Raw genomic sequence first — 21211 nt, forward strand, 5'->3', positions numbered from 1 at the left:
ACCGGCGCTATGCTGGGCATGTTTTTGTACTGACCAGTCAGTTTGGAATTCGGGTTCCTGATGAACATCGTCGAGGCCCGCGGCCTGGGGCTGCGCACCCGCCGGGGCTGGGTCTACCGGGATGTCGACCTCACCGCCGCGAGCGGTGAGCTGCACGCCGTCACCGGCCCGCCGGGCAGCGGGCGCACCTCGTTGCTGCTCGCGCTGGCCGGGCGCTTCCCGCACAACCACGGTGAGCTGCGCCGCCGCGGCCCGGCAGCGCTCGGGCAGGTGGCGGGCGTGCACGAGCCCGATCCGACGCTCACCGTCGCCGAGCACATCACCGAACGACTGCTGCTGCTCGGCCCGGTGCCGCGCCGTCGGCGCCGGCTCGTCCCGGTGGCAGCGGTCCGGGCCCGCCGGGCCTACCGCCGTGACGCCTACGCCGCCGCCGTCAACGGCGCCGGGCTCACCGACGAGCCGCTGGACCCCGGCCGGTACGGCAGAGACCTCACGCCGGTCGAACGGCAGGTGCTCGGGCTGGTGCTCGCCGGCCTCGGCGGCCCCGGCCTGATCGTCGCCGACGACGTGGACGCCGGTGCCGACCGACCCGAGCGGGAGTGGATGTGGGGCGCGCTGGAACGCCTCGCCGGCCAGGGGTACGCCGTGGTCGCCAGCGCCCGCGCCGTCGAACCCGGGGTCGCCGCCACCGTGCACCGCGTCGGCGACCCGGCAGTGCCCGTCCCCGCCCTTCCCACCGAGCCCGCTCCCGCCGAACCCGCCGAGGTGCCCGCATGAGCGTCCTGCGACTGGCCCTGTTCGAGCTGCGCCGGATGACCCGGGGCCGGCTGCCCCGCGCCGCCCTCGCGGTGCTCACCGTCGTCCCGCTGCTCTACGGCGCGCTCTACCTGTACGCGTTCTGGGATCCGTACGGGAAGATGGACCGGATTCCGGTCGCCCTGGTCGACGCCGACCGCCCGGCCGCCGCCGGTGACGGCAGCGAGGTGCACGCCGGCCGCGACCTGACCGAGAAGCTGCTCGACCGCAAGGTGTTCGGCTGGACCGTCACCGACCAGGCCGACGCCACGAAGGGGCTGCGCGACGGGCGCTACCACCTGATCTTCTCCATTCCGGAGGACTTCTCCGCCACCCTCGCCGCCGGTCCGGAACCGGACCGCCCGGCCCGGCAGGGCGAGCTGAAGGTCGTCAACGACGACGCCACCAACTACCTCTCCGGCCTGCTCGCCCGGTCGGCGTTCAGCGAGATCCGGGCCGCCGCCGCGCAGAGCACCGCCGCCACGTACTTCGACCGGATGCTGATCGGCTTCACCGACGCCAAGGCCGAGACCGGGCGCGCCGCCGACGGCGCCGGCAGGATCGCGGACGGGCTCGGCAGCTCCCAGCAGGGCGCGGACGAACTCGCCGACGGGCTCGGTGACGCAGGGAACGGCGCCGGGCAACTCGCCGGTGGGCTGAGCCAGTCGGTCCAGGGCGCGGACAAGCTCGCCAAGGGCCTCGACCAACTGCGTACCGGCGCGGCCCAGCTCGCCGACGGCGCCGGGCGGGCGGCCACCGAGACCAGGGCCGCGGCGGCCACCGTGAACGCCGCCGCCGACAGGTACGAGCCGGTGCTGCGCCGCAACGCCGACAGGATCGAGAAGGCGGCCACGCTGGTCGCCGACGGCGCGCAGCAGCTCGCCGCCGGCCTGGACGCGCTGCCGGGCCGGGCCGCCGAGGTGGTCGCCACCGCCGAGGAGGTCCGTGACCGGCTCGACGCGGTCGCGAAGGAACACCCCGAACTGGCCGACGACCCGGACTTCGCCGCCGCCCGCAAGGCCGCCGACCGGGCCGTCACGCAGGCCCGCTCGGTGGTGGCCGCGCTGGACGAGACCGACATGGCCACGCTGCGCAAGCAGATGACCGACGTGTCGAAGACCGCCCGCGAGGTCGCCGCCGCCGCGCCGCACCTGGCCGACGACGTCGCCTCCGCCCGCGCGAAGGTCAACGAGCTGGCCGGCGGGCTCGCCACGCTTGCCCAGGGCAGCGCCGAGCTCCGCGACGGGCTGGGCGACGCGTCGACCGGCGCGAACGGGCTGCGCGGCGGCCTCTACCGGCTCCCCAGCGCCCCCCGCCAGCTCGACGGCGGCCTGGCCCAGCTCGGCAGCGGCAGCAACCGCCTGGTCGACGGGCTGACCCGGCTGGAGGGCGGCGCCGGTGACCTCGCCGACGGGCTCGCCGCCGGGGAGCGGAAACTGCCCGGGTACGACGACGCGGCCACGCGCGCCGAGGTCCTCGGTGACCCGGTCGGCCTGATCCGCGACTCGCAGAACCCGGCCGGCTCGTACGGCGTGGGCTTCGCCCCGTACTTCCTGTCGCTGGCGCTCTGGGTCGGCGCGATGATCACGTACATGCTGTTGCGGCCGGTCAACCGGCGGCACGTGATGTCCGGCGCGCCCGGCTGGCGGGTCGTGCTCGCCGGGTGGCTCCCGGCCGCGGCGATCGGCCTGGCCCAGGTCACTGTGCTCTACACGGTGGTGACGCTGGCGCTCGGGCTCGGCCCGCGGCACGGGCCGGCCACGTTCGGGCTGCTCGCCCTCACCTCGCTGGCGTTCACCGCGATCATGCAACTGCTCGGCGTGGCGCTCGGCCCGGCCGGCCGGCTGGCCGCCCTGGCGCTGCTGATGCTCCAGCTCACCTCGTCCGGCGGCACCTACCCGGTGCAGACCTCGCCCGGCTTCTTCCAGGCGGTCCACCCCTGGCTGCCGATGACGTACGTGGTGGACGGCCTGCGGCACACGGTCAACGGCGGCGCGACCGCCCCGGTCGTCACCGCCGCGCTGGTGCTGCTCGCGTTCGGGCTGGGCGCCATGGCGCTGACCGTCGGCGCGGCTCGCCGGTCCCGCCGCCTGACCCCGGCCAAGCTGCACCCCGAACTGACCATGTGAGGATGAGCCGGTGACGGACGGACGGACGCGCCGGCGCGAGGACACCCGCCAGCGCCTCTTCGTGGCGGCGGTGGACCTCATCGCCGAGCAGGGCTTCTCGGCCACCACCGTGGACCACATCGCGGCCCGGGCCGGCGTGGCCAAGGGGACCGTCTACTACAACTTCGAGTCAAAGACCGTCCTGTTCGAGGAGCTGCTGCGGCACGGTGTCGGCCTGCTCACCGCCGAGTTCCGGGCCGCCGTCGACGGGCTGCCGCCGCTGGAGGCGCTCGGCGCGCTGGTCCGGGCCCAGCTGGAGTACATCCGCCGCTACCGCGCCTTCGCCCAGCTGCTGCTCTCGGAGATGTGGCGGACCAACCGGGAGTGGCAGCAGACGCTGCGGCTGCTGCGCGGCGAGGCCATCGCGGTGATCGCCGACACGGTGCAGGCCGGGGTGGACAGCGGTGACCTGCCCGCCGACCTGGACGTGCGTACCGCGAGTTCGGCGCTGTTCGGCGTCGGGCTGGTGGTGGCCGTGGACTGGCTGGTCTTCTCGCCGGAGCGGCCGATCGACGAGGTGCAGGAGTCGCTGCTCGGCATCGTCCGGCGGGTCGCCTGGACCTGACCAAGGGCCGATAATTCGGTTGAATCCGGGCCGCCGTGAGGACGAGGCTGGGGACACCGCCCCACCGATCCGAGTCCGGAGGACCCTCCATGCGCCTGCTCCGAGATCTCTGGGCCACGGCGCCCCGGCGGATGGCGGCGGTCCTGCTGCTGATCGTGCTCGGCGCCGGTGGCCAGGCGGCCGCCGCCGCGCTGGCCGGGCCGGTGCTGGTGCACCGTTCGTCCGGCTGGTTCGTCGCGCTCGCCGCGGCGCTCGTCGCGGCTGTCGTCACCGACCTGCTGATCGGCCTGATCATGGCCCGGCTCACCGCCGACTGGTCGGCCGACGTGCGGCGGCGGCTCTGCCGGGTCGCGCTCGGCCAGGACCTGCCCACCCTGGAGACCACGCCGGTCGGCGAGCTGCTCGACCGGATCGACAACGACGTCTACCAGGTCGCCGCCGAGATGCGGAACACCGGCGTACGGCTGGCGCAGGGTCTCGCGGTCTGCGCCCTGTCGCTGGTGGGCGCGCTGATCGTCTGGTGGCCCGCGGGTGTCGGCATGATCCTGCTCACCGCGCTGCTCGCGGTGACGCTGCGCCGCCCGACCGCCCGTATCGCCCCGGCCCGGATGGCCGAGGAGGAGGCGTGGTCCGACCTCGCGGCCGTGATGGAGGAGGCGGTGCACGGGCAGGACGACGTGCGCACCAGCCTCGCCCGGCCGTACGTGCTGCGCCTCTACGCCCGCCGCGCGGCCGAGGTGATCGCCCGGTGCGTCCGGGTCTTCCGGCTCTCCGCGCGGGTCACCGCGATCGCCGCCGGCGCGGTCGGGCTCGGCGTCGCGGGCGTGGTGCTGGGCGGCGCGTGGGCGCTGGCCACCGGCCGGGTGGACGCCGCGCGGCTCACCGCGATCTGGCTGCTGGCCGTCGCGTTCGGCGCGACGGTCGAGCAGATCGCCCGCTGGGTGCCGCACCTGCAACAGGCGTTGGGCGCGTGGGGCCGGGTGCAACTGCTCGCCGGATCGCCGCAGGAGCCGGACGGCGGCGAGGCCCCGGTCGACGGCGACCTGACCGTGCGCGGGCTCACCTACCGCTACCCGGCCGGCGGGGACGACCGCGGGCCGGCGCTGCGCGACGTGCGTCTCGACTTCGTCCGCGGGCGCTCGTACGCCCTCGTCGGGCGGACCGGCTCGGGCAAGTCGACGCTGGCCAAGGTGCTCACCCGGGCGGTCGACGTGCCGCGCGGCGCGGTGTTCCTCGGCGGCACCGACCTGGTCGACCTGGACGTGGAGGAGCTGCGCCGGTGGATCGCCGTGGTGCCGCAGCGCACCGAGATCCTGGCCGGCACGCTCGCCGAGAACGTGGCGCTGTTCGATCCGGAACTGCTGGACGCCGCCGAGCGGGCGCTCGCCGAGCTGGGCCTGGCCGGCTGGATCGCCGAGCTGCCCGACGGCGTGCACACCCGGCTCGGCGACGGCGGGTACGTGCTCTCCGCCGGGCAGGAGCAACTCGTCGCGTTCGCCCGCATCCTGGTCCGCGACCCGCACGTGGTGATCCTCGACGAGGCCACCGCGCGGCTCGACCCGGTCACCGAGAACCGGGTACGCGAGGCCACCGAACGGCTGCTCACCGACCGGATCGGCATCGTCATCGCGCACCGGCTCTCCTCGGTGCGCCGCTGCGACGAGGTGGTGGTGATGGCCGACGGCGCGGTGCTGGAGGCCGGTCCGCTGCGCGAGTCGGCCCGCTTCGCCGAGCTGCTCGCCACCAGCCACGTCGGGGCGTACGCCGGGGTGGGCGCCGGGGTGGGCGCCCGGCGCGGCGGCGTGGACCTGCTCGACGTGCCCGCCTGGGACGACGCGCCCGCCACACCGACCGCGCCCGCCTGGGACGACGCGCCCGCCACACCGACCGCGCCCGCGACCCGGCCGGCGGCCGTGCCGCGCGCCGACCCGCCACCGGCGCCGCCCACGCCGCCGGCGCGGACCATGCGGGAGATCTTCCGGCTGGGCACCAACGACCCGCGGTACGGCCTGCTCTCGGTCGGTCTGTTCGTCGTGATGACGGTGCTCGGCCTGGACGGCGCGGTCCTGCCGTGGCTCTGGGCCGACATGGTCGGCGGCGGCGACCCGTGGCTGCCGGCGCTGGGCATCGTGGCCGCGCTGCTGGTGGTGCTGCCGTTGCCGTACCTGACCAACCTGTGGTTTCCGCAGTGGTGGATCCGGCAGATGCTGCGGATCAGCGCCCGGCTGGTGCACGGGCAGACCGGCGCGCGCCGGGTCAGCGGGCACACCCCGGCCGAGGTGGTGGCCCAGGGCGGCGACACCGAACGGGTGGTGCGCCTCGCCGACAACCTGATGGACCAGGTCATCTCGCTGGTCATCGTGGTCGCCATGACGCTGGTGACGGGGAGTCTCGTACCGGCGCTGTTCTTCGTCGGCACGATGGTGGTCTCCGGGCTGGCGGCGACGCTGTTCGGACCGAAGCTGGAACGCACCGCCGCCGGCACGGTGAAGGCGCGCGCCGCGTTCGCCACCGCGCTGGTCTCCGCGCTGTCCGCCGCCCGTACGGTGAAGCTGGCCGGCGCGACCCGCCCGGTGCTGCGCCACCTCGCCCGGCTGGACGAGGTCCGCAGCGAGCGGCAGCGGCGCGAGATCGCCATGCAGGTGTGGGCGCGGTCCACCCCGTCGGTGGCGAGTGGTCTGCTGCCGATCGGCGCGTGGGCGCTCTACCTGGCCGGTGAGCTGTCCGCCGGGGCCACGCTCGTGGCCGTCTCCACCCTGGGCGCGGCCCGCTGGTTCGCGTGGACCACCGCGTCACTGGTGTCGCAGTACCCGTCGGCACGGGTGTGGACCAGGCGGACGGTGGCGATGACCGGCGAGGCCGTGTACGCGGCACCGGTGCCCGGACTGGACCTGGTCGCCGGCACCGCGCCCGCGCCCGAGCCGCCGCCCCGGCACCCGCTGCGCCGCCTGGAACTGTCCGGCTTCGGCGCGCTGCACTCCGACGGCACGCTCGCCGTCCGCGACGTCGACCTGGTGGTCGAGCGCGGACAGTTGGTGCTGGTCGTCGGCCCGGTCGGGTCCGGCAAGTCGTCGCTGCTGCGGGCGCTCGCCGGGATCGTGCACCACGTCGGCGAGCTGCGCTGGAACGGCGACCCGGTCACCGAACCGGAGATGTTCCTGCGCCCCAACCAGGTCGGGTACGTGGGCCAGCTGCCCCGGGTGCTCTCCGGCACGGTGGCCGACAACATCGCGCTCGGCCACCAGGTGGACGCCGCCGGGGCGGTCTCGACCGCCCAGCTCGAACACGACCTGGCCGCGGCCGGGGGCGGGCTCGGTCTGCTGATCGGGCACAAGGGCACCCGGCTCTCCGGTGGTCAGCTCCAGCGGCTGGCGCTGGCCCGGGCGCTCGCTCCGCGTACCGAGCTGCTGGTGGCCGACGACGTGTCGTCGGCGCTGGACGTGGGCACGGAGCTGGCGCTGTGGGCGGCGCTGCGCGAACACGGGGTCACAGTGGTCGGCTCGACCGCGAAGCGGGCCGCGCTGGTCCGGGCCGACCACGTGGTGGTGCTGATCGACGGCACGGTGGCCGACCAGGGCACCTGGACCGACCTGGAACCCCGCTGGAACCACCTGGCCGGCTGACCGCGTCTTCCTGGTTGATCATGAGGTTGGCGGCGACAAATCCGACGCCGACTGCCGCCAACCTCATGATCGACGCGCAAGGTCAGACGGCTCGGGTGTACTGGTCGGGCCAGGTTGGGGTGGCTCCCAGCTTGGCTGCGGCGCGGTGGGGCCAGTACGGGTCGCGCAGCAGTTCCCGGCCCAGCAGCACCAGGTCCGCCTCGCCGCCGGCCACGATCTGCTCGGCCTGCTCGGGCTCGACGATCATGCCGACGGCGCCGGTCGGCACCCCGGCGTCGCGGCGGATCCGGGCGGCCAGCGGCACCTGGTAGCCGGGGCCGACCGGGATGGACGCCTGGACCGCCGCGCCGCCGGAGGACGTGTCGACCAGGTCGACCCCGGCGGCGGCCAGTTCCCCGGCGAGCACCACGCTGTCGTCGACGGTCCAGCCGCCGTCGGTCCAGTCGGTGGCGGAGATCCGGGTCAGCACCGGCACCGACTCGCCGACGGCGGCGCGTACCGCGCGGGCCACCTCCAGCGTGAGCCGCATCCGGGCGGCCCGGTCACCGCCCCAGCCGTCGGTGCGCCGGTTGGTCAGCGGGGACAGGAACTCGTGCAGCAGGTAGCCGTGCGCGGCGTGGATCTCCACGGCGGCGAACCCGGCGTCGAGCGCCCGCCCGGCGGCGGTGGCGAAGGCGTCCACCACCGCCGCGATCCCCGCCTCGTCCAGCGCGGTCGGGGTGCGGTAGTCCGGTACGAACGGCTGGTCACCCGGGCCCACCGGGGTCCAGCCGCCCTCGGCGTCCGGCACACCGCCGCGGGCCGGCGCCCATGGGCGGTACGTGGACGCCTTGAACCCGGCGTGCGCGAGCTGCACGGCCGGCACCGCGCCGTGGGCGGCGACGAACGCGGTGACCGGCCGCCACGCGTCGACGTGCGCGCCGGACCAGAGGCCGGTGTCCTGCGGGCTGATCCGGCCCTCGGGCACCACAGCCGTCGCCTCGGTGATCACCAGGCCGGCCCCGCCGACCGCGCGGGAACCGAGGTGGACGCGGTGCCAGTCGGTGGGCAGGCCGTCGGGTCCGGCGCTGTACTGACACATGGGCGCCAGCGCGACCCGGTTGGGCACCGTGACGCCGCGCAGGGCGAGCGGGGTGAACAGGGCACTCATTCTTCAGGCTCCTCCGGTCGTGGCAACGGGTGCGCCTCCTTCCCGGCAGGCGCACCCGTTTGTTGTGGATCAGGCGGGTACGGGGTCGAGCCGCTCGGTCTCGACCGGCTCGATCAGGTCGCGCTTGCCGGCCGAGTCGTACGCGGCCCGGTCGAGCGTGCCCTCCCGGGCGGCCACGATGGTCGGCACCACTGCTTGCCCGGCCACGTTCGTGGCGGTACGGATCATGTCCAGGATCGGGTCGATGGCCAGCAGCAGACCCGCGCCGGCCAGCGGCAGGCCCAGCGTGCTCAGGGTCAGCGTGAGCATGACGATCGCGCCGGTCAGGCCGGCGGTCGCGGCCGAGCCGACCACCGAGACGAACGCGATCAGCAGGTAGTCGGTGACGCCCAGGTTCACGCCGAACACCTGCGCCACGAAGATCGCGGCGAGCGCCGGGTAGATGGCGGCGCAGCCGTCCATCTTCGTGGTGGCGCCGAACGGCACCGCGAAGGAGGCGTACTCGCGGGGGACGCCGAGACGCTCGACCGAGCGCTGGGTCACCGGCATGGTGCCGACCGAGGAGCGGGAGACGAACGCCAGCTCGATGGCGGGCCAGGCGCCGGCGAAGAAGCGCAGCGGGTTGAGCTTGCCGGCCACCGCCAGCAGCACCGGGTAGACCACGAACAGCACCAGCGCGCAGCCGACGTAGACGGCGGTGGTGAACTTCGCGAGGGGGGCGAGCAGGTCCCAGCCGTACGAGGCGACGGCGTTGCCGATCAGGCCGAGCGTGCCGATCGGGGCGAGCCGGATGACCCACCAGAGCGCCTTCTGCACGATCGACAGCAGCGAGCGGTTGAGCGCCACGAACGGCTCGGCGGCGTCGCCGACCAGCAGCGCGGCGGCGCCCACCACCAGGGCGAGGAAGACGATCTGCAGGACGTTGCCCTCGACGAACGCGCCGACCGGGTTGGTCGGGACGATGCCGGTGAGGAAGTCGATCCAGGAGCCGGTGGTCTTCGGCGCGGAGGCGCCGGCCGGGTCCAGGTTGACGCCCCGGCCGGGGTCGGTGAGCAGGCCGAGGCCGATGCCGATGCTCACCGCGACGAGCGCGGTGACGCCGAACCAGAGCAGCGTCTTGACTGCCAGCCGGGCGGCGTTGGCGACGCCGCGCAGGCTGACCACGCTGACCACGATGGCGGTGAAGACCAGCGGCGGCACGGCCAGCTTGAGTAGCTGGACGAAGAGGCCGCCGACGGTGTCGAGCGTGCTGGTCAGCCAGGCGAGGTCGGCGGCGCGGGCGAGGAAACCGAGCGCCACGCCGAGCACGAGGCCGAGCAGGATCTGGACGGAGAAGGGGATTCTGCGCAGGGCGGAGGTCATGAGGACGGATCCAAGGTCTGGAGAGGGAAGGCGGGCGTCGGGGCGTGGAGCTACGCCGGACAGACGCCGCTGGCCTGCCGTCGCAGGTCGACGTACAGGCGCTCGGTGAGGCACCAGACATTGGTCATCGTCGTGACACGTTACTCCCGTCCGGAGTCCGAACGGAAGGACCGTCGGCGGTGAGGCTCCTTACAGCCAGGTAGCCGGAGGTGGCCAGTCCCCAGACGGCGACCACCGCGAGCAGCACCCGCTCCGACACCCCGAGCAGCGTGCTGCGCCCGACCAGCAGCAGCGCCGCCGCGACCACGGCGGCCACCGGCAGCGCCAGCGCCGCGCCGATCGCGGCGATCCGCCGCACCCCCCGGTCCGCCGCCGGAGAGACCAGCAGCACCAGCATGGCGAGCACCACCGCGGCGGTCGCCGCGATGCTGGCCCCGCCGTGCACCAGGTCGGCCACCGTGGTCGCCTCGAACGGCGGCAGCGGGCAGCCCTCGCTGCACGTCACCGCGCCGGAGAGCACCGTGGCCACCGCACCGGCGCCGAGCAGCCCGGCCGCCGCGCGTACCCCCGGTGGCAGCGCCCCGGCGAGCAGCAGCAGCGACGCGGCCACCGAGAAGATCCCCGTCCGGTACGCCCCGGCGTACCCGCTGTCGGTGACGCCCGCCTCACTCACGTACCCGGTCAGGCCCGGACCGGGACCGGCGACCACCGCGACCGTCACCGCTGTCACGCCGGCAGTCAGGCAGACGGCGGCGAACGCGGCGGCGATCCGGCGGGCTGTTCCCTCAGCCACGCCCGTGCGCTGTGGTCCAGCCGGACAGGTCCGGGCCCAGCGGCACGATCCGGGTCGGGTTGATCATGTCGTGGGTGGCGTAGTAGTGCCGCTTGATGTGGTCGAAGTCCACCGTCTCGCCGAAGCCCGGCGTCTGGAACAGGTCCCGCGCGTACGCCCAGAGCACCGGCATCTCGGTGAGCTTGCGCTCGTTGCACTTGAAGTGCCCGTGGTACGCCACGTCGAAGCGCACCAGCGTGGTGAACAGGCGCACGTCCGCCTCGGTGATCGCGTCGCCCATCAGGTAACGCCGCCCGGCCAGCCGCTCGCTGAGCGCGTCGAGGCGGGCGAACAGCGCGGTGAACGCCTCGTCGTACGCCTCCTGGGAGGTGGCGAAGCCGCACCGGTAGACGCCGTTGTTGACGTCCCGGTGGATCTCCGCCATCAGCGCGTCCATCTCCGGGCGCAGCTCGACCGGGTACAGATCCGGGGCGTCCGGCGCGTGGAGGCGCCGCCACTCGGTGGAGAGGTCCAGCGTGAGCTGCGGATAGTCGTTTGTGACCACCCGCCCGGTGAGCGTGTCCACCAGCGCCGGCACCGTCACCCGGCCGGTGTAGTCGGGGTCGGTGGACAGGTACGCCTCGGACAGGAAGCCGATGCCGAGCACCGGGTCGAAGCCGTCCGGGTCGAGCGCGAACCGCCAGCCCCGCTCGTCCCGGATCGGGTCGACGGTGCCCAGCGAGATCACCTCGTCCAGGCCGAGCAGGCCGCGCACGATCCGGGCGCGGTGCGCCCACGGGCAGGCCCGGCACCAGATCAGCCGGTACCGGCCGGCTTCCAGCGGCCAGCGTCCCTGCTCGTCCGGCCCGCCGCCCTCGGGTGCTGTGGAGTGCGGGGTGACCCGGCCGGTGAACCGGTTGGGCTGGCGGACGAACGCGCCGCCGCCGCTGGTCTCTGCGCTGAACTGGGCCCCGGACATGCGGCAAACCTATCCGCTCCGGTCGCGGATATCCTGGCGCCGGGTACCCCCGCGACCCGCCGACCGACCCCTTCCCACCCCCGAAGGACGTACGCGCGATGACAGTGGCCTATCTCGTTGCCGGAGTCCGCACCCCGATCGGCCGGTACGCCGGCGCCCTGGCCGGGGTGCGCCCCGACGACCTGGCCGCGCACGTCGTCCGCGAGCTGGTGGCCCGCCACCCGTCGGTCGACTGGGCCCGCACCGACGACGTGATCCTCGGCTGCGCCAACCAGGCCGGCGAGGACAACCGCAACGTGGCCCGGATGGCCGCGCTGCTCGGTGGCCTGCCCGAGGAGGTGCCGGGCAGCACCGTCAACCGGCTTTGCGGCTCCGGCCTGGACGCGCTCGCCTCCGCCGCCCGCGCGATCGTCGCCGGGGAGGCCGACCTGGTGGTGGCCGGCGGCGTGGAGAGCATGAGCCGCGCGCCGTTCGTCATGCCGAAGGCGGCCACGCCGTTCGCCCGCACCGCCGAGGTGTACGACACCACGATCGGCTGGCGGCTGGTCAACCCGCTGATGCGCGAGGGCTGGGGCATCCACTCGATGCCGGAGACGGCGGAGAACGTGGCAGCCGAGTTCGGCGTGGACCGGGCCGCGCAGGACGCCTTCGCGTACCGGTCGCAGCAGCGGGCCGCCAAGGCGCAGGCCGACGGCCGGCTGGCCGAGGAGATCGTCCCGGTGACGGTGCCCGCCGGCAAGCGGGAGACGAAACTGGTCGAGGCCGACGAGCACCCGCGCGAGACGACGCTTGCGAAGCTCGCCGCGCTGCCCACCCCGTTCCGCGAGGGCGGCACCGTCACCGCCGGCAACTCCTCCGGCGTCAACGACGGCGCCGTCGCGCTGCTCGTGGCCTCCGCGGCCGCCGTCGCACGCTACGGCCTCACCCCGCTGGCCCGGGTACGCGGCGCCGCGTCGGCGGGCGTACCGCCACGGATCATGGGCATCGGCCCGGTTCCGGCGACCCGGAAGCTGCTCGACCGGGCGGGCCTGTCACTCGCCGACGTGGACGTGATCGAGCTGAACGAGGCGTTCGCCGCGCAGTCGGTGGCGGTGCTGCGCGAGCTGGGCCTGCCGGAGGACGCCGAGCACGTCAACCCCGGCGGCGGGGCGATCGCGCTGGGTCACCCGCTCGGCGCCAGTGGTGCCCGGCTGGCGTTGACCGCCGCGCTGGAACTGCGCCGCCGGGGCGGCCGGCGGGCCCTCGCCACCATGTGCATCGGCGTCGGCCAGGGCATCTCGCTGCTGCTGGAGTCGGCCGACTGACCCGGGCCGCCGGCATCGCCTCTGGCGGATCTCCCATACCTGGCCGTACCGGCCTAGAGTGGTCTGGACCACATGATCCGCCATCGACGGCGGACGACGACCTGGGGGACCGAGCGATGCAGACGCCGGAGAGCCTGCCCACCGAGATCGACCTGAGCCGGCCGAGCGCCGCCCGGGTCTACGACTACTTCCTGGGTGGGGCGCACAACTTCGAGATCGACCGGCAGCTCGCCGAGCAGATCGCGGCCATGACGCCGAACCTGGCCGCCACCATGCGTTCCGGGCGGGAGTTCCTGCGCCGGGCCGTACGGGTGCTGCTCGACGCCGGCATCGACCAGTTCCTCGACATCGGTTCCGGCATCCCCACCGTCGGCAACGTGCACGAGGTCGCCCAGGCCGCCGACCCGGACGCCCGCATCGTGTACGTCGACACCGACCCGGTCGCCGTGGCGCACAGCCACGAACTGCTCGCCGGCAACGACCGGGCCACCGCGATCCTGGCCGACCTGCGCGAGCCGAAGCTGATCCTGGACCACGCCCGCGCCAGCGGCCTGATCGACTTCGACCGGCCGCTGGGCATCCTGCTCGCCGGCGTGGTGCACTTCGTGCCGGACGCCGACCGCCCGGCCGACATCCTGGCCACGCTGCGCGCCGCCGCCGCGCCCGGCAGCTACCTGGTCATCTCCCACTCCACGTTCGAGGACCAGCCGCAGGAGATGCTGGACGCGCAGCGGCTGTCGGCGCGTACCGCCACCGAGATCACGTTGCGCTCGCGGGCCGAGATCACCGGCTTCTTCGGTGACTGGACGATCCTCGAACCGGGCGTGGTGCACATGCCGCTGTGGCGGCCCGACTCCCCGTCGGACGTGGACGAGCACCCGGAGCGGTTCGGAGCCTTCGGCGGCGTCGCCCGGCACGACCGCGCCGCCGGCTGAGACCGTGCGCGCCCCGGACAGCGACGGGGGAGACGTCAGCCGGCCCGGCGCCGCCGCGTACGCCACCGAGTGGGCTCGGGCGGTGCGCCGCATCGGGTTCGTGCCGCTGAGCGCGGCCGAGACCGAGCGCCTGCTGATGCCGCTCACCGAACGGCTCGGCGAGGCCCTGGTCGCCCCCACCTTCTCCGCCCGCCCGGCGGAGGAGGTGGGGCGTGCCCTGGTCGAGGCGCACCTCACCGAGCCCGGCGTACTCGACTGGTCGGTGCAGGCACTCGGCGACCGGTTCCTGCAGTGGGTGCTGCCGTCGCGGACGGAGTCGCCGGAACTGCGCGAGCGGGTCGCGCTGCTCCAGGGCGCGCTCGCGGCCGGGTTCGCCCGCGCGCTGCGCGACCGGGTCTTCAGCCAGCAGGAGCGGATCGCCCGGTCCGCCTGGCAGGCCCGGGACACCGTCGAGCAGGCGCTGCGGGACAGCGAGGCACGGTTCCGGGCGGTCTTCACCGGCGCCGCCATCGGCATCGGCATCGCCGGGGTGGACGGGCAGATCATCGAGGTCAACCAGTCCTTCGCGGACATGCTCGGCTACACGGTCGCGGAGATGCGGCGGATGAACGTGTCGGCGCTGGCCTACGCCGACGATGCCTCCGGGATGTGGGAGCTGTACCAGGAGCTGATCGAGGGCAAGCGGGACAGCGCCCGGGTGGAGAAGCGCTACTACCGCAAGGACGGCAGCGTGGTCTGGACCGACCTCGCGGTGTCGCTGATCCGGCACGACGACGGCCGGCCCCGGTTCACGGTGGCGATGGTGGAGGACATCACCCAGCGGTACGAGTTGCAGCAGCGGCTGCGCTTCCAGGCGCTGCACGACCCGCTGACCGGCCTGCCCAACCGGACCCTGTTCTTCGAGTCACTCGAGGACGTCTTCGACGGCGCCGGCCCGGACCAGCGCGTCGGGCTCTGCTTCATCGACCTGGACGGCTTCAAGGCGGTCAACGACAGCCTCGGTCACGACCTGGGCGACCGGCTGCTCAAGGTGATCGCCCGGCGGCTCAGCGACTGCGTGGCCGGCCGCGGTCACCTGGTGGCCCGGATGGGCGGCGACGAGTTCGTCATCCTGGTCGACTCCGACGGTGGCATCGACGACGCGGTGGAGGTCGCCGAGCTGGCCCTGGCCGCGGTGTCCGCACCGGTGCACGTCGGTGACCAGCAGCTCGCCGTCTCGGCCAGCATCGGCATCGTGGAGTGCCCGGCGGCGGAGACGAGCGTCGGCGACCTGATGAAGGCCGCCGACACCACGCTCTACTGGGCCAAGGCGGAGGGCCGGGGCCGCTGGGCGGTGTACGACCCGGAGCGCAGCGCCGCCGACATCGCCCGCTCCGCGCTGGCCGCGAACCTGCCCGCCGCGCTGGACCGGGGCGAGTTCGTGCTGCACTACCAGCCGATCGTGTCGCTGCTGGACGGCACGATGGTGACGGTCGAGGCGCTGGTGCGCTGGCAGCATCCGGAGCTGGGGTTGATCGGGCCGGACCGGTTCATCGGGCTGGCCGAGGAGACCGGCCTGATCGTCCGGCTCGGTGCCTGGGTGCTTCGGCAGGCGTGCCGCGACGCCGAGTCGTGGCGGCGCGCGTACCCGGACACCAGGCCCGTGGTGAGCGTCAACCTGGCCGCCCGGCAGGCCGACGACCCGGCGATCGTGGAGACGGTGGCCGAGGCGTTGCAGCACACCGGCCTGCCCGCCGAGCTGTTGCAGCTGGAACTGACCGAGAGCGCCGTCATGGGCAGTGCCGGGGAGCCGTTGCGGACGCTGCACCAGCTGGCCGGCCTCGGGCTGCGCCTGGCCATCGACGACTTCGGCACCGGCTACTCGAACCTGGCGTACCTGCGGCGGCTGCCGATCCACTGCGTGAAGCTGGCCGGCCCGTTCGTCGAGGGGATACGCGGCGACGGCGCCGACGCGGTCGCCGACCACCGGGACGAGCGGATCGTGGACGCGCTGGTCCGGCTGGCGCATGCGCTGGAGCTGTCGGTGACGGCCGAGGCGGTGGAGACCGAGGTGCAGGCCGAACGGCTGCGGGCGCTGCGCTGCGACACCGGGCAGGGTCGGCTGTTCGGCGCCCCCATGCCCGCCGACGGCATCCGCGCCCGCCTGGGCGGGTAAGGAAGGGCCCCCTCTTAACGCCTCCAGTAGAGGAGGGGGCCCCGCTTAACACCTTCCGCGCAGACGCGGCAGGCGAGGAAGGGAGAACCGGTTGAGCCTCACCGATTCGCAGGCCGTGGTGTCGGTGGTCGCCGCGCTGGCGATCGTCGCCGGCCTGGCCGGAGTGGTGGTGCCCGGGTTGCCGGCGTTGCCACTGTGCTGGGGCGGCGTGCTGGTGTGGACGCTGTTCGGCGACGCCGGGCCGGGCCGCTGGGCGGTGCTCGCCGCCGCCACGGTGCTCGCCGCCGGCGGCACCGTGCTCAAGTACCTCTGGCCGGGGCGCAACCTGAAGCGGACCGGGGTGCCGACCACGTCGCTGCTGGCCGGCGGGCTGCTCGGCGTGGTCGGGTTCTTCGTGATCCCGGTGGTCGGGCTGCCGATCGGGTTCGTCGGCGGCATCTTCGGCGCCGAGCGGCTGCGGCTCGGCGACACCCGGCTGGCCTGGCCGGCGACGGTGCAGGCGCTCAAGGCGGCCGGGCTGTCGATGGTCCTGGAGTTCACCGCCGGCCTGATGATCGCCGCGCTGTGGGTCGCGGGGCTGCTGTTCGCCTAGAGGTGCGGCGGCGCGGGGCGTCCGGAGGGTACGGCCGATCGCCGTACATCAGTGAGAGAGAGGTGGACGCCGCGCGCCGCCGCGGACCGGGCGTTGCCGAGCGCCCGGTGCCGGCCCGTCGGGTCGGGCCTGGTCACGCCCACAATGATGCCCCGGGCGGGATCGGCCGACAACGCAATTACCGGGGTACGTATTGACCGCCTTGATCGGCCGGGAGCACACTGCGAGCACTCGCACGAGCACCGCCTCGAGGAGGTGTGCAGTGGCCACGACGCCCGCGCCGACCGCCGAGCAGCCGATGGACGACGACGCCCGACGACTCGCCGAACTCGGCTACAAACAGGAGCTGCGCCGCAAGTGGAGCGGCTTCTCCAACTTCGCGATCTCGTTCTCCATCATCTCGATCCTGGCCGGCTGCTTCACCACGTTCGGCCAGGCGTGGAACAACGGCGGCCCGGTGGCGGTCTCCTGGGGCTGGCCGCTGATCTCGCTGTTCATCCTGATCATCGGCTTCTGCCTGGCCGAGCTGGTGTCGGCGTACCCGACAGCGGGCGGGATCTACTGGTGGGCGGCGAAGATGGGCCGGCCGGTGCACGGCTGGTTCACCGGCTGGCTCAACCTGATCGGGCTGGTCGCGGTGACCGCGTCGGTCGACTACGGCTGCGCCACGTTCCTCAACCTGACGCTGTCGGCGCTGTTCGACGGCTGGGCCGGCACCGGGCATCAGACGTTCGGGCTGTTCGTGGTGATCCTCGCGCTGCACGGGCTGATCAACATCTACGGGCACCGCATCATCGACGTACTCCAGAACGTCTCGGTCTGGTGGCACGTGGCCGGCGCGGCCGCTGTGGTGCTGATCCTGGTGCTGGTTCCGGACGACCACCAGAGCTTCCGGTTCGTGTTCACCGAGCGGTTCAACAACTCCGGCTTCGGTGACGGCGACAGCGGCGGGCTGGCGTTCTGGTTCTACGTGCTGCCGCTGGGCTTCCTGCTCACGCAGTACACGATCACCGGCTTCGACGCCTGCGCGCACGTCTCCGAGGAGACCCGGGGAGCGTCCAAGGCCGCCGCCCAGGGGCTGTGGCGGTCGATTTTCTACTCCGCGGTGGGCGGCTGGATCCTGCTGCTGGCGTTCCTGTTCGCGGCCACCGACGTGGACGCGATCAACGAGGCGGGCGGCTTCTCCGGGGCGATCTTCGAGAGCGCGCTGACGCCGTTCTTCTTCAAGGCCGTCATCATCATCTCCACCATCGGGCAGTTCTTCTGCGGCATGAGCTGCGTGACGTCGATGTCGCGGATGGCGTACGCGTTCAGTCGCGACCGCGCGGTGCCCGGCTGGCGGCTGTGGTCGAAGGTGAACCGCAACGGCACGCCCGTCAACGCCATCATCGGCGCGACGCTGGCCGGGCTGGTGCTCACGCTGCCCGCGCTCTACCAGCGCGGCGGCATCCCGGTGGCGTTCTACGCGGTGGTGTCGGTCGCGGTGATCGGGCTGTACCTGTCCTTCATCATCCCGATCTTCCTGCGGCTGCGGATGGGCGACCGGTTCACCCCGGGCCCGTGGACGCTCGGCCGGCGTTACAAGCTGCTCGGCTGGATCGCGGTGGTCGAGATCGCCGTCATCTCGGTCTACTTCGTGCTGCCGATCGTCCCGGCGGGTGTACCAGGCAATCCCGACTTCAGCTGGACGGCGGTCAACTACGCGCCGATCGCGGTCGGAGGCGTGCTGCTCGGCGTCGCCATCTGGTGGTACGCCTCGGCCCGCAAGTGGTTCACCGGCCCGCGCCGCACCGTCGACCAGCCCGAGCCCGAGCCCGAGCCCGCCGAGCCGTCGTAGCTGTCGGTGGGGCCTGCCATGATCCGGCCATGGACTCGGAAGCTGTGGTACGCGCGTTGTGGGATCGCATGCAGGCCCGGGACTGGACCGGCGTCGGTGACCTGCTGGCCGACGACGTGGTGGTCGAGTGGCCGGTCAGCGCCGAACGGATCGTGGGCCGCGACAACTACGTGAAGGTCAACGCCGAGTACCCGGAGGGCTGGTCGATCCGGGTACTGCGGGTGGTGGCGTCCGGCGACACCGTGGTGTCCGAGGTGGAGGTGCCGCACGAGGGGATGGGCGTGCACCGGGTCGCGTCGTTCTGGACCGTGCGCGACGGGCGGATCGTCGACGGGCGGGAGTACTGGACGAGCCTCGGCGCGGACCCGTCCCCGCAGTGGCGATCCGCCTCGGTCCAGCCGATCTGACCGCCGGGCCGTCCGGAGAACTCGTTGTTGGCTTTGCCGGTCAGGTCGCAGGCCCGATCTGTTCGGCCAACACGACGAACGCTCGCCACGACGACGGCGTGACGTAGAGGGTGCCGCCGTCGCGGTCCTTGCTGGACGCAGTCGGTGTTGCCGCTGCGGGTCGCTGTGCGCCACATCGCGCCGCCCACATCCATGATGGCGCTCGCCTCTCCCGGTCGGTCACTAGACGATCTATTCCAAGGGTTCCGGGGCAGCGAACAGGAGCGAGGGTGTCCATGATCGACGTTGCGAAGCAACGATGACCATGGAGGCCACGTGCACGTCGATCGGGACACCCTCGCTACCGCACTGTACGTGAAGATCGACGATGAGCTGAAGGCGTCACCCCAGCTCAACCGGTGGCGACCAGCAGTCGGTATCGCTCCGAAGATCACCGACGCGGAGTTGATCACCCTTGCGGTGTTGCAGTCCGTGCTGAGCTACCACAAGGAAGCCCAGTGGATCCGCTACGCGCGCAAGAACCTGCTCCACCTGTTTCCCGACCTGCCCAAACAGCCCGGATACAACAAGCGACTGCGGACCCTGACCTCGCAGATCACCCACTTCATCCGGCTACTGACCTTGGACACCGACCTGTGGCAGCACCCGGTGCGCCTCGCCGACTCCACCCCGGTGGAGTGTGGACGCTCCCGCGAGACCGTCAAACGCTCTGACCTGGCCGGCTGGGCCAGCTACGGCTACTGCGCCTCACACTCGCGTCGCTTCTGGGGACTGCGTCTGCACCTGGTCACCACCGTGCACGGCCTGCCCGTCGCGTTCGCCCTGACCACCGCCACCACCGACGAACGCGAAGTCCTGACCGACCTGTTCGACCTCGACACCGGCCTGTTGACCCACCCCGACGGACTGATCCTCATCGTGGACAAGGGCTACCGCGACGCCGCCGTCGAACAGCAGCTGGCCGAACGCGGCGTCACCATGATCCGCCCCGCCTACCGCACCGAAGCGCAACGCCCCGGACGGGCACTGCTACACGCCCTGCGCCAAAGCATCGAGTCGGTCAACCAGACCCTCAAAGGCCAACTCGACCTCGAACGACACGGCGGACGAACTCCCGCCGGCGTGGCCGTACGCGTCTTGCAACGCATCCTCGCGCTCACCGCCGTGATCTGGCACAACTGGCACACCGGCCAGCCGGTCCTACGGTCCCTGACCGCCTACGACCACTGACCCTTGGAACAGATCGTCTAGTAGATCTTGGCGAGTTGTCGTTCGGTGCGAACAAGAACTCGCCAAGGTCGCCCCGCGACGACCTGTTGGTCAGGCAGCGGGTGCGGCCTGCTTGGCCAGTGTGACGAACGCACGCCACGAGGACGGGGTGACGTGGAGGGTGCCGCCGTCGCGGTTCTTGCTGTCGCGCACCAGCACCACACCCGGCAGGTTGTCGGCCACCTCCACGCAGTCGCCACCGCTCGTACCGCTGTGGGTGGACTTCTTCCAGATCGCGCTACTGAGGTCCATGCTGACTCTCGACTTCCTTCATCAGGGCGACCGACAGGGTCTGCGGCAAGGCTACGCCGCGGACGCCTTCCCACCGTGCCAGGAGCGTCGCCATCGCATCCTCACCATCGACGACCAGGCCCGCAAGCTGGTTCTCCAGGTGCCCTACCCAGCCGCCCTCTGCCGAGCGGGCCAGCGCCAGCGGCCCGGAAAGGCCGACGTGAAGGCCCGCATCGGCTGGAATGACATGCAGCTGAACATGAGGGAGTTCGGCCATGTGCAGCAGATGCGCAAGCTGTTCGGCCATGATGGCGTCACGGCGGCGGAGCGCTGACTCGTCAATGACGGCGATGACGAGCGGGGGACGGTCGCGAAGCAAGATCTCCTGCCGCTCCAATCGTGCAGCTACCTGCTTCTCCACTTCCTCGTGCGGTCTCGTGCTGTCGAAGCGCAGCACCATCCGGGCATAGTTCGCCGTCTGAAGCAGGCCAGGGACCAGGGACGGATTGAAATACCGAAGTTGACGGGCTGAACGCTCGGCCTCCAGCCAGGGCCGGAACCACGAAGGCTGGCTCTCCCGTTCGGCCATTTTCAGCAGCGTCGTCAGCAGGTCGCCGGTCTTCAGCGCTTCATCGGCTCGGGTGAGGAACACGCGGTCCAACGGACGTGTTCCGGTCTCCACTGACGAAACCATGGACGCGGAGTAGTGCAGAAGCCTGCCGAACTCCTCCTGACTGAGACCGGCGGCGGAGCGCATCCGGCGGAGCTGCGCTCGGATGAGATCTGCTGTCGGTTCCTCCACAGTTCCTCCACAGTCCGTGCGTGAACTTCATTCGACATCTGCCAGCCGGCTCGGTGCTTCACTCGTGCGCCGTGACCAGGCTCAATGTCTTCCGACCGTAGCGGTGTCCTCACCAGACTGTCACGCATGCGGATCCGCTCGTCGCACGCGAGCACGGGCGGATCCCAGCCCGGGGCCGCCCGGTCCCGACGATGCCGGGCGGCCCCCTCCATCTGCGAGGAGGCCGATGTGCGTGTCCGATGGTTCCGGTGCCGTACCCGTGAGC

At 72.6% G+C, this 21211-nt stretch carries 17 protein-coding genes; 11 read left to right on the forward strand and 6 right to left on the reverse strand.

Translation table 11 applies throughout. From position 1 onward, the window contains the following. Nucleotides 1–60 precede the first annotated feature (60 nt). From C569_RS0111095 to C569_RS0111110, 4 genes are all read left to right on the forward strand, one after another. The gene (locus C569_RS0111095; protein WP_018785851.1) at nucleotides 61–777 is read left to right on the forward strand and encodes an ATP-binding cassette domain-containing protein; all 717 of its coding nucleotides are present in this window, start codon (nucleotides 61–63) and stop codon (nucleotides 775–777) included. Beyond that, nucleotides 774–2924, forward strand: coding sequence for a YhgE/Pip domain-containing protein (locus C569_RS0111100; RefSeq protein WP_018785852.1), 2151 nt, complete (start codon nucleotides 774–776; stop codon nucleotides 2922–2924). The genes C569_RS0111095 and C569_RS0111100 overlap by 4 nt, the downstream gene beginning before the upstream one ends. A 10-nt stretch (nucleotides 2925–2934) precedes the next feature. Then, nucleotides 2935–3528 carry a TetR/AcrR family transcriptional regulator gene (locus C569_RS0111105; RefSeq protein WP_018785853.1) on the forward strand — a complete coding sequence of 198 codons (594 nt, stop codon included), beginning with the start codon at nucleotides 2935–2937 and terminating at the stop codon, nucleotides 3526–3528. A gap of 89 nt (nucleotides 3529–3617) precedes the next feature. After that, entirely contained in the window at nucleotides 3618–7151 is a 3534-nt protein-coding gene (locus C569_RS0111110) for an ABC transporter ATP-binding protein (RefSeq protein ID WP_018785854.1), read from the forward strand. Nucleotides 7152–7233: 82 nt separating this feature from the next. Here the strand turns inward: C569_RS0111110 and C569_RS0111115 are convergent, their stop codons facing one another. The 4 genes from C569_RS0111115 to C569_RS0111130 all read right to left on the reverse strand — a co-directional run bounded on the left by C569_RS0111115 (nucleotide 7234) and on the right by C569_RS0111130 (nucleotide 11414). Beyond that, nucleotides 7234–8301 carry an NADH:flavin oxidoreductase/NADH oxidase gene (locus tag C569_RS0111115; protein ID WP_018785855.1) on the reverse strand — a complete coding sequence of 356 codons (1068 nt, stop codon included), beginning with the start codon at nucleotides 8299–8301 and terminating at the stop codon, nucleotides 7234–7236. 69 nt (nucleotides 8302–8370) lie between these two features. Next, entirely contained in the window at nucleotides 8371–9651 is a 1281-nt protein-coding gene (locus C569_RS0111120) for a dicarboxylate/amino acid:cation symporter (protein ID WP_026267998.1), read from the reverse strand. Between the two features lie 136 nt (nucleotides 9652–9787). Beyond that, nucleotides 9788–10456, reverse strand: a complete 669-nt coding sequence (locus C569_RS0111125; protein WP_018785857.1) for a DUF998 domain-containing protein — start codon at nucleotides 10454–10456, stop codon at nucleotides 9788–9790. Then, nucleotides 10449–11414 (reverse strand): glutathione S-transferase family protein, encoded by a 966-nt coding sequence (locus C569_RS0111130; RefSeq protein ID WP_018785858.1) that lies wholly within the window; start codon nucleotides 11412–11414, stop codon nucleotides 10449–10451. Before C569_RS0111130 ends, C569_RS0111125 begins: the two co-directional genes overlap by 8 nt. A 98-nt stretch (nucleotides 11415–11512) precedes the next feature. On the opposite strand from C569_RS0111130, the gene pcaF reads away from it, so the two are divergent. The 7 genes from pcaF (at nucleotide 11513) to C569_RS0111165 (ending at nucleotide 19874) form a co-directional block, all read left to right on the forward strand. Then, nucleotides 11513–12718: a 3-oxoadipyl-CoA thiolase gene (gene pcaF, locus C569_RS0111135; protein WP_026267999.1), complete on the forward strand. Its 1206-nt coding sequence runs from the start codon at nucleotides 11513–11515 to the stop codon at nucleotides 12716–12718. Between the two features lie 116 nt (nucleotides 12719–12834). Further along, nucleotides 12835–13653 carry an SAM-dependent methyltransferase gene (locus tag C569_RS0111140; protein ID WP_018785860.1) on the forward strand — a complete coding sequence of 273 codons (819 nt, stop codon included), beginning with the start codon at nucleotides 12835–12837 and terminating at the stop codon, nucleotides 13651–13653. A gap of 4 nt (nucleotides 13654–13657) precedes the next feature. After that, entirely contained in the window at nucleotides 13658–15808 is a 2151-nt protein-coding gene (locus tag C569_RS0111145) for a bifunctional diguanylate cyclase/phosphodiesterase (RefSeq protein ID WP_018785861.1), read from the forward strand. Between the two features lie 91 nt (nucleotides 15809–15899). Then, complete coding sequence (locus C569_RS0111150; protein WP_018785862.1) at nucleotides 15900–16400, forward strand: DUF456 domain-containing protein; 501 nt, start codon at nucleotides 15900–15902, stop codon at nucleotides 16398–16400. Nucleotides 16401–16662: 262 nt separating this feature from the next. Beyond that, the gene (locus C569_RS0111155) at nucleotides 16663–18237 is read left to right on the forward strand and encodes an amino acid permease (RefSeq protein ID WP_018785863.1); all 1575 of its coding nucleotides are present in this window, start codon (nucleotides 16663–16665) and stop codon (nucleotides 18235–18237) included. 29 nt (nucleotides 18238–18266) lie between these two features. Continuing rightward, nucleotides 18267–18644 (forward strand): nuclear transport factor 2 family protein, encoded by a 378-nt coding sequence (locus C569_RS0111160; RefSeq protein WP_026268000.1) that lies wholly within the window; start codon nucleotides 18267–18269, stop codon nucleotides 18642–18644. Nucleotides 18645–18998: 354 nt separating this feature from the next. Further along, complete coding sequence (locus C569_RS0111165) at nucleotides 18999–19874, forward strand: IS982 family transposase (protein ID WP_231394762.1); 876 nt, start codon at nucleotides 18999–19001, stop codon at nucleotides 19872–19874. Between the two features lie 90 nt (nucleotides 19875–19964). Here the strand turns inward: C569_RS0111165 and C569_RS0111170 are convergent, their stop codons facing one another. Next, the gene (locus tag C569_RS0111170; RefSeq protein ID WP_018785866.1) at nucleotides 19965–20165 is read right to left on the reverse strand and encodes a DUF397 domain-containing protein; all 201 of its coding nucleotides are present in this window, start codon (nucleotides 20163–20165) and stop codon (nucleotides 19965–19967) included. Further along, entirely contained in the window at nucleotides 20152–20946 is a 795-nt protein-coding gene (locus C569_RS0111175; protein ID WP_018785867.1) for a helix-turn-helix transcriptional regulator, read from the reverse strand. Before C569_RS0111175 ends, C569_RS0111170 begins: the two co-directional genes overlap by 14 nt. Between the last annotated feature and the right edge of the window lie 265 nt (nucleotides 20947–21211).

The organism is Micromonospora sp. CNB394, from assembly GCF_000374985.1.
Lineage (GTDB): Bacteria > Actinomycetota > Actinomycetes > Mycobacteriales > Micromonosporaceae > Micromonospora > Micromonospora marina.

Excerpts from the sequence above, each read along its gene's own strand:
- C569_RS0111095 (WP_018785851.1), top strand. The coding sequence starts at position 61 with ATGAACATCGTCGAGGCCCGCGGCCTGGGGCTGCGCACCCGCCGGGGC.
- C569_RS0111100 (WP_018785852.1), top strand. The coding sequence starts at position 774 with ATGAGCGTCCTGCGACTGGCCCTGTTCGAGCTGCGCCGGATGACCCGG.
- C569_RS0111110 (WP_018785854.1), top strand. The coding sequence starts at position 3,618 with ATGCGCCTGCTCCGAGATCTCTGGGCCACGGCGCCCCGGCGGATGGCG.
- C569_RS0111115 (WP_018785855.1), bottom strand. The coding sequence starts at position 8,301 with ATGAGTGCCCTGTTCACCCCGCTCGCCCTGCGCGGCGTCACGGTGCCC.
- C569_RS0111130 (WP_018785858.1), bottom strand. The coding sequence starts at position 11,414 with ATGTCCGGGGCCCAGTTCAGCGCAGAGACCAGCGGCGGCGGCGCGTTC.
- pcaF (WP_026267999.1), top strand. The coding sequence starts at position 11,513 with ATGACAGTGGCCTATCTCGTTGCCGGAGTCCGCACCCCGATCGGCCGG.
- C569_RS0111140 (WP_018785860.1), top strand. The coding sequence starts at position 12,835 with ATGCAGACGCCGGAGAGCCTGCCCACCGAGATCGACCTGAGCCGGCCG.
- C569_RS0111160 (WP_026268000.1), top strand. The coding sequence starts at position 18,267 with ATGGACTCGGAAGCTGTGGTACGCGCGTTGTGGGATCGCATGCAGGCC.
- C569_RS0111170 (WP_018785866.1), bottom strand. The coding sequence starts at position 20,165 with ATGGACCTCAGTAGCGCGATCTGGAAGAAGTCCACCCACAGCGGTACG.